Annotated in this window: 12 protein-coding genes; 7 read left to right on the plus strand and 5 right to left on the minus strand. The window is 62.6% G+C overall.

Annotation, left to right across the window (positions count from 1 at the left end; genetic code table 11):
- Positions 1 to 75: 75 nt before the first annotated feature.
- The gene (locus RGM2987_RS08350) at positions 76 to 1,317 is read right to left on the minus strand and encodes a TIGR03862 family flavoprotein (RefSeq protein ID WP_245139672.1); all 1,242 of its coding nucleotides are present in this window, start codon (positions 1,315 to 1,317) and stop codon (positions 76 to 78) included.
- A 197-nt stretch (positions 1,318 to 1,514) separates the two neighbouring features.
- Positions 1,515 to 2,435, minus strand: a complete 921-nt coding sequence (locus tag RGM2987_RS08355) for a histone deacetylase (protein ID WP_245139675.1) — start codon at positions 2,433 to 2,435, stop codon at positions 1,515 to 1,517.
- Positions 2,436 to 2,507: 72 nt separating this feature from the next.
- Here RGM2987_RS08355 and RGM2987_RS08360 point away from each other — a divergent pair, with 72 nt between their 5' ends.
- The 3 genes from RGM2987_RS08360 (at position 2,508) to RGM2987_RS08370 (ending at position 4,642) form a co-directional block, all read left to right on the plus strand.
- The gene (locus RGM2987_RS08360; protein ID WP_245139677.1) at positions 2,508 to 3,077 is read left to right on the plus strand and encodes a GNAT family N-acetyltransferase; all 570 of its coding nucleotides are present in this window, start codon (positions 2,508 to 2,510) and stop codon (positions 3,075 to 3,077) included.
- Between the two features lie 105 nt (positions 3,078 to 3,182).
- Positions 3,183 to 4,052 (plus strand): acyl-CoA thioesterase II, encoded by an 870-nt coding sequence (gene tesB / locus RGM2987_RS08365; RefSeq protein ID WP_245139678.1) that lies wholly within the window; start codon positions 3,183 to 3,185, stop codon positions 4,050 to 4,052.
- Positions 4,049 to 4,642: an HAD family hydrolase gene (locus tag RGM2987_RS08370; RefSeq protein ID WP_245139679.1), complete on the plus strand. Its 594-nt coding sequence runs from the start codon at positions 4,049 to 4,051 to the stop codon at positions 4,640 to 4,642. The genes tesB and RGM2987_RS08370 overlap by 4 nt, the downstream gene beginning before the upstream one ends.
- A gap of 141 nt (positions 4,643 to 4,783) precedes the next feature.
- On the opposite strand, the gene RGM2987_RS08375 is transcribed toward RGM2987_RS08370, so the two are convergent.
- The gene (locus RGM2987_RS08375) at positions 4,784 to 5,731 is read right to left on the minus strand and encodes an alpha/beta hydrolase (RefSeq protein ID WP_245139680.1); all 948 of its coding nucleotides are present in this window, start codon (positions 5,729 to 5,731) and stop codon (positions 4,784 to 4,786) included.
- Positions 5,732 to 6,616 (minus strand): neutral zinc metallopeptidase, encoded by an 885-nt coding sequence (locus RGM2987_RS08380; protein ID WP_245139681.1) that lies wholly within the window; start codon positions 6,614 to 6,616, stop codon positions 5,732 to 5,734.
- A 79-nt stretch (positions 6,617 to 6,695) separates the two neighbouring features.
- Here RGM2987_RS08380 and RGM2987_RS08385 point away from each other — a divergent pair, with 79 nt between their 5' ends.
- Together RGM2987_RS08385 and RGM2987_RS08390 are read left to right on the plus strand one after the other, a co-directional pair.
- Entirely contained in the window at positions 6,696 to 6,836 is a 141-nt protein-coding gene (locus tag RGM2987_RS08385; protein ID WP_245139683.1) for a hypothetical protein, read from the plus strand.
- 84 nt (positions 6,837 to 6,920) lie between these two features.
- Positions 6,921 to 7,799 (plus strand): DMT family transporter, encoded by an 879-nt coding sequence (locus RGM2987_RS08390; protein WP_245139686.1) that lies wholly within the window; start codon positions 6,921 to 6,923, stop codon positions 7,797 to 7,799.
- Between the two features lie 126 nt (positions 7,800 to 7,925).
- Here RGM2987_RS08390 and RGM2987_RS08395 read toward each other — a convergent pair whose 3' ends face one another.
- The gene (locus RGM2987_RS08395) at positions 7,926 to 9,227 is read right to left on the minus strand and encodes an MFS transporter (protein WP_245139688.1); all 1,302 of its coding nucleotides are present in this window, start codon (positions 9,225 to 9,227) and stop codon (positions 7,926 to 7,928) included.
- 308 nt (positions 9,228 to 9,535) lie between these two features.
- Between RGM2987_RS08395 and quiC the strand changes: the two genes are divergently transcribed.
- On the plus strand, positions 9,536 to 11,437 hold the full coding sequence (gene quiC, locus RGM2987_RS08400; protein WP_245139691.1) for a 3-dehydroshikimate dehydratase QuiC: 1,902 nt from the start codon (positions 9,536 to 9,538) through the stop codon (positions 11,435 to 11,437).
- Between the two features lie 102 nt (positions 11,438 to 11,539).
- On the plus strand, positions 11,540 to 12,217 hold the full coding sequence (locus tag RGM2987_RS08405; protein ID WP_245139693.1) for a TetR/AcrR family transcriptional regulator: 678 nt from the start codon (positions 11,540 to 11,542) through the stop codon (positions 12,215 to 12,217).
- Positions 12,218 to 12,281: the final 64 nt, after the last annotated feature.

Genomic DNA, 12,281 nt, shown 5'->3' on the forward strand with positions numbered 1-12,281 from the left:
CGAAGGCGGTGTATCAGTTAACGAAGATGGTGACTGCCACACCGCCTTCGCGAGCAAGCCCGCTCCCACAGGTCTTTAATCCTTACGTTGCAACCACTCCAACATCCCCAACCCCGCCGCCCGTCCGCTGGCAAAGCACGCGGTCAGCAGATAGCCACCGGTCGGCGCTTCCCAGTCGAGCATTTCTCCGGCACAGAACACCCCGGGCACGTGCTTGAGCATCAGCCGTTGATCCAGGGCTTCGAATGTCACGCCGCCGGCACTGCTGATGGCTTCATCCAGCGGGCGGGTTTTCACCAGGGTGATCGGCAAGGCCTTGATCGCCTGGGCCAGCCGCGCGGGGTCAGCGAAATCATCAGATGGTGTGAGTTCTCGCAGCAGCGCCGCCTTGACCCCATCGATGCCCAACTGGCTGTGCAAGTGCTTGGCCATGGAGCGTGAGCCGCGAGGTTTCGCCAGGGCTTGTTGGATCTTATCCACAGGCCGGCCCGGCAATAGGTCCAAGTGCAGGGTCGCGCTGCCATGCTGGTTGATGGCTTCGCGAATCGGCGCCGACAGCGCGTAGATCAGGCTGCCTTCGATGCCGGTGGCGGTGATCACGCATTCGCCGAGGCGCGGCACGTCGTCGTTCAGGCCGATGGCAATGTTCTTCAGTGGCGCGCCGGCGAACTTGTTGACCATCAACTCGCTCCAGCCCGGCACGTCGAACCCGCAGTTGCTCGGTTGCAACGGCGCCAGGGCCACGCCGCGCTGTTCCAGCGGCAGCATCCAGGCGCCGTCCGAGCCCAGGCGCGACCAGCTGCCGCCGCCCAGGGCCAACAATGTCGCACTGGGTTGTAGGGCTTTTTCACCCTCGGGGGAGGCGATCCGCAGGCTGCCGTCCGGGTTCCAGCCGAGCCAGCGATGGCGCGTGTGGATGGCCACGCCCGCTTCGCGCAAGCGCTTGAGCCAGGCGCGCAGCAGCGGGGCGGCCTTCATGTCGGTGGGGAACACCCGGCCGGAGCTGCCGACGAAGGTGTCGATGCCCAGGCCATGAATCCATTCACACAACTGATCGGCCCCGAATGCCCGCAGCAGCGGTGCGAGGTTCGGCGCTCGGTCGCCGTAGCGCGCCAGGAATGCCGGGAAGCTTTCCGAATGGGTGATGTTCATGCCGCCCACACCGGCCAGCAGAAATTTCCTGCCCACCGACGGCATGCCGTCGTACAGGTCGACCCGGACGCCGGCCTGGCTCAACACCTCGGCCGCCATCAGGCCGGCTGGGCCGCCGCCGATGATGGCGATGGCTGGAGTGGTGGATGGAGCGGTCGAGGTCATGGCGTGGACTGCAGAGACGGGAATGAGCGCGGCATTCTATCAGCACAGATTCCCACAAAACGGGATGGCGGTGTTCTTGAATCGTGGTTAAAAAACAGTCAAGGCTCTGAAAGCTATACGCGGCATAGGCTACAGGCCGTTTCGCTCAGGTTATCCACAGGCCGCTCCACAGCGAATGTGGGTAACGCGCCCAGAAGTCAGTGACACCCTGATGACGCCCAGACCTTTTGTGCGCTGTGGTGCAGGATCCCATGGCGGCGGGCCAGGGCCTGGCGATCCTTGCTGTAGCCGCCGCCGATCACCCCGACCACCGGGATGTCGCGGCCCAGGCAATGGCGCATGACGCGCTCGTCCCGGGCGGCGAGGCCTTCGTCGGTCAGCTTCAGATAGCCGAGGGCGTCGTCTTTGTGCACATCGACGCCGGCGTCGTACAGCACCAGGTCCGGCTGGTAGAGCGGCAGCAGGTAATTGAGGGCATCGTCCACCACCTTGAGGTAAGCGGCGTCCTGCATGCCCATCGGCAGTGGGATGTCCCAGTCGCTGTGGGCCTTGCGTGCAGGAAAATTCTTTTCGCAATGCAAGGAAACTGTCACCGCGTCCGGGGTGTCATGGAGTATTCGGGCGGTGCCGTCGCCCTGGTGCACGTCGCAGTCGAAAATCAGCACCCGCGAGACCCGGCCGCTGGCCAGGAAGTAGCGGCTGATCACCGCCAGGTCATTGAAAATGCAGAAGCCGGCGGGGTGATCGTAATGGGCGTGGTGGGTGCCACCGGCCAGGTGGCAGGCTAGGCCGTGTTCGAGGGCCTGCTCGGCCGCCAGCAGCGAACCGCCCACGGCCCGTACCGTTCGGCGGGCCAGGGCCTCGCTCCAGGGCAGGCCAAGGCGCCGTTGGTCTTCACGGGACAACTCGCCGCCCATGTAGCGTTCGATATAAGCGCGGTCATGGGCCAGGGCGAGGATGTCCGGTGGGCACAACGACGGGCGCAGCAGGTCGGCGTCGCGGGTCAGGCCGCTGTCCACCAGGTGATCGCGCAACAGGCGGAACTTGTCCATGGGGAAGCGGTGGTCCGCCGGAAATTCGGGGCTGTAGTCTTCGTGATAAATCAGCGGTAGCGGCATGGTGTTTTCAGTGGTGATCGAGTGACGGATCCTACCAGCGATGTAGACTCAAGGCATGGAGAGGGAGTGAAGATGGAGCCGATACTGGAGCTGGAAAGCGCAAGGCTGATCTTGCGCCAGTGGCGCGACGATGATTTGCCGGAGTTCGCGGCCATGTGCGCCGATCCGCAGGTGATGCGCTATTTTCCGGCGCCCTTGAGCCGCCTGGAAAGCGCTGCCCTGATCGGGCGCGTGCGCGGACATTTTGCTGAGCATGGCTTTGGTCTTTGGGCGCTGGAGCGCAAGGACACCGGGGCCTTCATCGGTTTTACCGGGCTGGGGGTGGTCGGGTTCGACGCGCCGTTCACGCCGGCCATCGAGATTGGTTGGCGGCTGGCCCACGAACACTGGGGCCTGGGCTATGCCAGCGAAGCGGCGTGGACCGCGCTGCGCTGCGCCTTCGATCAATTGAAGCTGGACGAAGTGGTGGCCTTCACCGCTGTGGATAACCTGCCGTCGCAAAAAGTCATGCAGGCAGTCGGCATGCACCACGATCCGGCGGACGACTTCGAGCACCCAAAACTCGCAGTTGGTCATCCATTGCGTCACCATGTGCTCTATCGCATCAATCGTGAGCAGTGGCTCCAGACCCTGCACGGTTAGCCGACACGGACGTTTATACTGCCCGCCCAATGGCCCGGGCCAACAATCGATCCACCGCCGCAGCCCAGACTGCGCGGTATTTGCGCAGTGTGAGGAACGTCTTAAATGAGCCACGTGTTGGAAGATCTGGTCGACCTGCTGACCCTGGAACCGATCGAAGAGAACCTGTTTCGCGGTCGCAGCCAGGACCTGGGGTTTCGCCAGTTGTTCGGCGGCCAAGTGCTCGGCCAATCCTTGTCGGCGGCCAGCCAGACCGTGGAAGAGGCGCGTCATGTGCACTCGTTGCATGGCTATTTCCTGCGTCCGGGAGACGCGGCGCTGCCGGTGGTCTATCAGGTGGACCGGGTGCGTGACGGGGGCAGTTTCAGCACGCGTCGGGTGACCGCGATTCAAAAGGGCAATCCGATTTTTACCTGCAGCGCATCGTTCCAGTACGACGAGCAGGGCTTCGAGCACCAGAACACCATGCCGCAAGTCGTCGGGCCGGAGAACCTGCCCTCCGAGCTTGAGTTGACCCAGCAACGCGCGCATCTGCTGCCCGAGCACATGCGTGAAAAGCTGCTGTGCCCCAAGCCGATCGAAGTGCGCCCAGTCACCGAGAAAGATCCTTTCAACCCGCAGCCGACCGAGCCGGTCAAGTACATGTGGTTCCGCGCCGATGGCGCCTTGGCGGATTCGCCGGCCCTGCATAAATACCTGTTGGCTTATGCGTCGGACTTCAGCCTGTTGACCACCTCGATGCTGCCCCACGGCAAATCGTTGTGGCAAAAGGATATGCAGGTCGCCAGCCTCGACCACGCGCTGTGGTTCCACGCCGATCTGCGCGCCGACGATTGGTTGCTCTATGCCACGGACAGCCCTTGGGCCGGTAATTCCCGCGGGTTCTGCCGGGGTAGCGTATTCAACCGCGCCGGGCAACTGGTGGCCTCGGTGACCCAGGAAGGGCTGATCCGCCATCGCAAGGATTGGGCATGAGCCTGACCGATGTGCGGCACTGGGTGTTCGACATGGACGGCACGCTGACCATCGCCGTGCATGATTTTGCGGCGATCCGCGTGGCCCTGGCGATTCCGGCCGAGGACGACATTTTGACGCACCTGGCGGCATTGCCGGCTGACGAGGCGGCGGCCAAGCATGCCTGGTTACTGGAGCATGAGCGCGACCTGGCCCTGGGTTCCCGGCCCGCGCCGGGAGCGGTCGAGCTGGTCCGGGCGCTGGCGGCACGCGGCGATCGCCTGGGTATCCTGACCCGCAACGCCCGTGAGCTGGCCCACGTCACGCTGGAGGCCATCGGCCTGGCCGACTGTTTCGCGGTGGAAGACGTCCTGGGGCGCGACGAAGCTCCGCCCAAGCCACATCCGGGTGGCCTGCTCAAACTGGCCGAAGCCTGGAGCGTGGCGCCCGATACGCTGGTGATGGTCGGCGATTACCGCTTCGACCTGGACTGTGGCCGGGCAGCGGGGGCGCGGACGGTGCTGGTGAACCTCCCGGACAATCCGTGGCCGGAGCTGACGGATTGGCATGCGCGTGATTGTGAAGAGTTGCGGCGGATGCTTTTAGCTTGAGAATCAAGGTGGCTGGCTAGCCGCCTTCGCGAGCAAGCCCGCTCCCACAGGTTCGCGGTCTAATCCGAATTTGATGTTCGCAGCAGATCTACTGTGGGAGCGGGCTTGCTCGCGAAGAGGCCTTGATGTGCACAACAAGACTCACTGCCCAAACAACGCCCTGCGCCCCTCCACCGAATTAAACATCCCATCCCCATCATGCCCGACCCCGGGCACTTCGATCAGCCGCTGGTTCAGCCCCACCGGATGGCGCCGGGTCAGGTAGTCGAAAAAGAAATGCCCGCGCAATAACCGATACGGCCCCTGGGTCTGGGCCTCGCAGCTTTTATCCAGCGCCGGATGCTCAGGGTCGATGTCCTGTTGCCCCAGCAGATAGACGATGTCGCGTTTGACGTAGTTATCCTCCAGTTGCTTCGGCGTTTGTCCGCCGGCATAGGCAGGCAGCTTCTGCAGGCCATACTTCCAGTCATTGAAGCCGGGGCAACCCGTCGCGTCGAACGCCATGGGCCGTTGGGCATCGAAGTAGGCATAGGACGACGGGTTGGCGATGACAAAGCGTGGGCTGATCCGGAATTGGCCGTGGGCGAGCAGGGCATAGCGTTGCACGACCTGGGCACCGCCGGAATGCCCGGCGATGACGATGTCCTTCACCTCGGGAAATTGCTGGACATCACTGACCCGCGCGACGATGTCATCAAGGACCTGAAACGAGCTGACCGGGTTCGGCCCTGTGGATAAACCTGCGGCCATCCAGTCGTTGCCTTGCCAGCGCAACAGGTCGCTGGGTAACTGATGACGAGCCACGTCCTGCTGATTGAGAAACTGCGGGGCGATGATCAGCGTCGTGGCCTGCTGTCCGGCCTCAGTGACGGCTTTCTCGGCACTGTGCAGGTAGGTTTCGGCGTTGCGCAGCCGACCATGGACGATGATCAGTACGCGCTGGATCGACGCCGGGGGCGGGCTTACGCCGACCACCAGGGCGCCGCCCTTGAGTTGCAGGCGTCCTTGGGCGACCACATTGACGCCGTGGGCGTCGGCCTGGGCAGCGGTGCAGAGAAGCGCCAGTGCCAACAACGCCGCCCATTTCATCTACAGGCTTTTCGCCGCGAACGTGTCGCATTGGCTGACCTGGCCCTGGGCGAAGCCGGTCTTGAACCAGCGCACTCGCTGCGCCGAGGTGCCGTGGGTAAAGGAGTCCGGCACTACTCGGCCTTGGCCTTGTTGCTGTAACCGATCGTCGCCGATGGCGTTGGCGGCGTTCAAGGCTTCCTCGATGTCGCCGGGCTCCAGCCAGTTCAGGCGTTTCTGCGCATGGTTGGCCCAGACCCCGGCCAGGCAGTCGGCCTGCAATTCCTGGCGCACCAGCAAACCGCCGTCGCCTTCCATTTGCCGGCCCTGCTGGCGAGCCTCCTGGATTTTCGCCGAGACCCCGAGCAGCGTCTGCACATGGTGCCCGACCTCATGGGCGATGACGTAGGCCTGGGCGAAGTCGCCGGCGGCAGAGAAGCGTTGCGACATCTCCTTGAAGAAACTCATGTCCAGGTAGACCTGCCGGTCCGCCGGGCAATAGAACGGGCCGGTGGCCGAGGAGGCCAGGCCACAGGCCGAATTGACCCGCCCGCTGAACAGCACCAGTTTTGGCTGCTGGTACTGGCGGCCGGCCTGCTGGAAGACCTGACCCCAGGTGTCCTCGGTGTCGCCCAGGATCGAGCGCACGAACTCGGCTTGCTCGTCGTTGGCCGGTGGCGCCTGGCGGGTCTGGGACGAGGTGGGTGCGGATTGGTCCATCTGTCCGGCCAGTTGCCCGAGAATCTGCATCGGGTCCTGGCCGGTGATCCAACCGATGCCGACGATCAGCAGGATGGCCGTGAGGCTCAATCCCTTGCCGCCGCCGAATCGCATGCCGCCTGAGCCGCCCTCATCACCACGGGCGTCCACCACGTTGTCACTGCGGCGACCTTTTTTCCATAGCATGTGGGAATCCTCTGAATGACCGGTGTGAAGGTACTACTGTTGCGTTGAGTCTAGCGTTCGCAGGCCCAAGGTGCGCGCCATGCCTGAGCTTCAGGCAATCAAGCTGGATTTTGGTTCATCAGCCGAGGGAAGCGCATCGATCCCGCCATTTGCTTTACGCTTCGCATCATTTGAATTCTCGGCATTGGTACGGATCTTTCATGGGGGGCAGTCAAGTTGAAACGGCACAGGCGACGCGATGCGCTATCGCTTATTCGTCGCCAGCATGCTTTGCTTCCTACATCACGCAATACAGGACTCGTACATGACCGTCAGCACTCCGCTCTCCGGCGTCAATCAGGCTTTCAAAGGCATCCTGCTGATTCTGACCGCGACGTTCCTGTTCTCCAGCCACGACGCCATCGCCAAATACCTCTCGGGCTTCTACCCGATCGTCATGGTGGTGTGGGCGCGTTACGTGGTGCATACGCTGCTGATGGCCGGGATATTCCTCCCCCGTTCGGGCTTGCGGGTGCTGCGCACCAAGCGTCCGTTGTGGCAACTGGCCCGGGCGTTGTGCCTGCTGGGCACCAGCCTGTTTTTCACCACGGCGCTGTTGTACATCCCGTTGGCGGAGGCCACGGCGGTCAACTTCCTGGCTCCGGTGCTGGTGACGGCGTTGTCGGTACCATTGTTGGGCGAGCGTGTGACGCGCGGTCAGTGGATCGCGGTGATCTTCGGCTTTATCGGGGTGTTGATCATTGTTCATCCGGGCGGGGATCTGTTTACGCCGGCGGTGTTGCTGCCGTTCTGCTCGGCGCTGTTTTTCTGTTTCTACCAGTTGCTTACGCGCAAGCTCAGTGAGATCGACAGCCCGACCACCAGCAACTTCTTCGCCGGCTTGTGCAATACCCTGGTGATGAGCGCCCTGGTGCCGTTCTTCTGGCAGGTGCCGAGCCTGGTGCACGGCGCGATGATGTTGGCGCTGGGAGCCTGTGGGATGACCGCGCACCTGATGCTGACCCAGGCCTTCCGCTTCGCCGCCCCGGCGCTGCTGGCGCCGTTCGGCTATTGCCAGATCGTGTTTGCCGGGTTGCTGGGGTGGTTGCTGTTCAACCATACGCCGACACTGACCACGGTGTTCGGCATCGTGCTGATTTGCCTGAGTGGCCTCGCTGCGGCGTGGCAGCAGCGACGCAAATAAGGCGACACACAAACCCCTGTGGCGAGGGAGCTTGCTCCCGCTCGATTGCGCAGCAATCGCTGGAAAGCGGGGTCGCTTCGCAACCCAGCGGGAGCAAGCTCCCTCGCCACGGGTAATCTGCCCGAATCAGTTTTCCAACGTCGGAACCTTGCGCGGTGCCATGAAGTACAGCCAGATCAGGGCAGTGAAGTACATCGCCGGGATCAGGGTGAACAGCACGGTGTAGTTATTGTTGGTCACGGTCAGGATGTGGCCCACCAGCTGGGTCATGAACATCCCGCCAATGGCCGCGCACATGCCGCCGAAGCCGAACACCGTGCTCATCATGTGTTTGGGTGTGTAGTCCATCACCAGGCTCCAGATATTCGCGGTCCAGGCCTGGTGTGCGCCGATGGCCAGGGAGATGGCAAACACCGCCATCCACAAGTTGCTGGCACCCGCGGCCAGGATCACGCCGACGATACAGCAGGCGAACAACAGCATGGAAATCAGCCGCGCCTTGATCGGATCGAGCCCGCGGCCGATCAGGAACGACGAGAGGATCCCGCCACCCACGCTGCCGAAGTCGGCGGTGAGGTAGATGATGATCAGCGGGATGCCCATCTGGGTCACGTTGATGCCCAGGTTGTATTGCTGGTTCAGGAACGGCGGCAGCCAATAGAGGTAGAACCAGAACACCGGCGCGGTGATCGAGTAGGCCAGGGCAAAGGCCCAGGTGCCACGCATGCGCAGGATCCGGGAGAAAGGCACGCGGGCCTGGTCCGGTTCGTCCTGGGCCTGGATGTATTCCAGCTCCGACTGTTTGACGGTGGGGTGGTCCTCAGGGTTGAAATATTTCAGGCCCCAGAACAGCAACCAGACCCCGCCCAGCGCGGCCATGCACAGGAACGCCGCCTGCCAGCCCCAGACGTGCAGCACCAGCGGCAGCAGCATCGGGGTGAACATCGCACCGACATTGGTCCCGGCGTTGAAGATACCGGTGGCAACGGCGCGTTCGCCGGCCGGGAACCACAGCCGCGTGGTCTTGACGCAGGCCGGGTAGTTGGCGGCTTCGGTCAGGCCGAGGATGAAGCGGCAGACCATGAAGCCCACTGCCGAGGTCGCCAGGCCGTGGGCGCCGGTCGCCAGGCTCCAGAGCAGCACCGCGCAAAAGAACACGCGCTTGACGCCGATCCGGTCGATCAGTCGCCCTTGCAGCACGAAGCCGACGGCGTAGCCGACCTGGAACCAGAAGTTGATGTTGGCGTAGTCCATCGCCGTCCAGCTCATTTCCTTGGCCAGGATAGGCTGCATGACGCCCAGGGCGGCGCGGTCGATGTAGTTCAGGGTAGTGGCAAAAAACACCAGCGCGAGCATGCCCCAACGGGTCTTGCCCACGGCCAGGGCGCCGCGGATCTTGTCGCCGATACCGCCGGTCGTGACGCCCATGCCTGGGCTTAAGGGGGAACTTTGGGAAGGATTCATAGCGTTTACCCGTTTTGGAATTCTTATGGGGTGATCGGGGTTTTCATCCATCGATACCGGCGGCTTGGCCTGCGTCAATGTGGAGCCGATGGTGCGCAGTGGACAAAAAATCGTCAATTCAGCATTCGGCATTCTGTTCGATAATCGCCCAAAAAACTAACTGGGTGGTACATATTAAATTGCTCAAAGAAACCGGCAACCCAATAATCGGAGTCAATCTTAAAAAAACGGCGCACCTGTTGTAGCCGATGCCTGTCCCGGGAGCCGAAGTCATGCAGCGTTCCATTGCCACCGTATCCTTGAGCGGCACTCTGCCGGAGAAGCTCGAGGCCATCGCCGCCGCCGGTTTCGACGGTGTGGAAATCTTCGAGAATGACCTTCTTTACTACGACGGCAGCCCGCGGGAAGTCCGTCAGATGTGCGCCGACCTAGGCATCGCCATCACCTTGTTCCAGCCGTTCCGTGACTTCGAGGGCTGCCGCCGCGATCGTCTGGCGCGCAACCTGGAACGAGCGGAGCGCAAGTTCGACCTGATGCAGGAACTGGGCACCGACCTGGTGCTGGTGTGCAGCAATGCCGCAGCCGACAGCCTCGGTGATGAGCAGATACTGATCGATGACCTGCGCTTGCTGGCCGAGCGGGCTGGTTCGCGTGGCTTGCGCATCGGCTACGAAGCGTTGGCCTGGGGCCGGCACGTCAATACTTATCAACAGGTCTGGAACATCGTGCGCCAAGCCGACCACCCCAGCCTCGGGGTGTTGCTCGACAGCTTCCATACCTTGTCCCTCAAGGGTGACCCGAGCGCCATCGCCGAGATTCCCGGCGACAAGATCTTCTTCGTGCAGATGGCCGACGCGCCGATCCTGGCGATGGATGTCCTGGAGTGGAGTCGGCATTTCCGTTGCTTCCCAGGCCAGGGTGAGTTCGACTTGCCAGGGTTCCTCGCACCGATCATCAAGAGTGGCTACAGCGGGCCGCTGTCACTGGAAATCTTCAACGACGGCTTCCGCGCCGCGCCACCACGGGCCAACGCCGCCGACGGGCTGCGCTCGTTGCTGTACCTGGAAGAAAAAACCCGCCAGCGTCTGGCTCAAGAGGCGCCGTCTCTCCCTAACGCCGACATCCTGTTCGCTACACCGCCGGCCAGCGAATACAACGGTATCGAGTTCCTGGAATTCGCCGTGGACGATGACCTCGGTGCCAAGCTCTCCCATTGGCTGGAGCGGCTGGGCTTCGTCAAGGCCGGCCAGCATCGCTCCAAGAATGTGAGCCTGCTGCGCCAGGGCGACATCAACCTGATCCTCAACAGCGAACCGTACTCCTTCGCCCACAGCTTTTTCGAAGCCCACGGCCCGTCGTTGTGCGCCACGGCGGTGCGGGTCAAAGACAGCGCCAGCGCCCTGGAGCGGGCCGTGGCCTACAAGGGACAGCCCTATCGTGGCTTGGTCGGGCCCAATGAACTGGAACTGGCGGCGGTACGGGCGCCGGATGGCAGCCTGATCTACCTGGTGGACCAGGATGCCGATGTCTATGGCACCGATTTCAACTTACAGCCCGGCGCTGTCATCGGCGCCGGCCTCAAGCGCATCGACCACATGGCGATGGCGCTGCCGGCTGACAGCCTCGACAGCTGGGTGCTGTTCTACAAGAGTCTGTTGGATTTCGAGGCTGACGACGAAGTGGTGCTGCCCGACCCGTATGGCCTGGTCAAAAGCCGGGCGCTGCGTAGCCGCTGCAGTTCGATCCGCCTGCCGTTGAACATTTCCGAGAACCGTAACACTGCGATCTCACACGCCTTGTCGAGTTATCGCGGCTCGGGTGTGCACCACATTGCGTTTGACTGCGATGATATTTTTGCCCAGGTCAGCCGCGCCAAGGAGGCCGGCGTGCCGTTGCTGGACATTCCGCTCAATTATTACGACGACCTGGCGGCGCGCTTCGATTTCGACGAGGAGTTTCTCAGCGAGCTGGCTTATTTCAACGTTCTGTACGACCGTGATGCCCAGGGCGGCGAGTTGTTTCATGTCTACACCGAGCCGTTCGAAGGGCGGTTTTTCTTTGAGATCATCCAGCGCAAGAACGGTTACGCCGGTTATGGTGCGGCCAACGTCGCGGTGCGGCTGGCGGCCATGGCCAAGTCCCGCAGCGGTGGCTTGCGACACGCCAAATTGTAGGTAAATCGTAACCGCGGCGGTAATGGGCAGCACGGTGGCTTTCGTCGCCGCACGGTGCGGCCCATAATCGCCAGTCTGTGCAGTGATGGCCGTGAGCCCGCAATGACTATGAATCCAGAGCTATCCGCCGTGCCCGACGCCGCTGTCGCCGCGCCGCGCAAGAGTCGCAAGAACAACCCGCAGAAAACCCGGGAAAACATCCTCCAGGAAGCCATCGTCGAGTTCGTCCAGCAGGGCCTGGCCGGCGCCCGGGTCGACGCCATCGCCGAGCGCATCCACACTTCCAAGCGCATGATCTATTACTACTTCGGCAGCAAGGAGCAGCTGTATGTCGAGGTGTTGGAAAAACTCTACGGTGATATCCGCCACACCGAGAGTGCTCTGCACTTGGCCGAGCTGGCGCCGATCGAGGCGATCCGGCGCCTGGTGGAGTTCACCTTCGACCACCATGACCGCAACGTGGATTTCGTGCGCATCGTCTGTATCGAAAACATCCACAACGCCGAATACGTCAAGCAATCTGCCGCACTCAAGGCGATGACCAACACCATCCTCGATGCCCTGGGCGTCATCCTGCGCCGGGGCGTGGAGGAGGGCGTGTTCCGCGCCGGCCTCGAACCCCTGGACGTGCATCTACTGATCAACTCGTTCAGTTTTTACCGGGTCTCCAACCGCCAGACGTTCGGTGAGATTTTTCAGATCGATCTGTCGGACGAAGAGGTCAAGCGGCGCCATCGCGAGATGATCTGTGAGTCGGTGTTGCGGTATCTGCAAGCCTGAATGCAACCCTGTGGGAGCGGGCTTGCTCGCGAAGGGGCCAGGACAGTTGCCATAGAGGTTGACT

The sequence above is a fragment of the Pseudomonas sp. RGM2987 genome, assembly GCF_022952855.1.
Taxonomy (GTDB): Bacteria; Pseudomonadota; Gammaproteobacteria; order Pseudomonadales; family Pseudomonadaceae; genus Aquipseudomonas.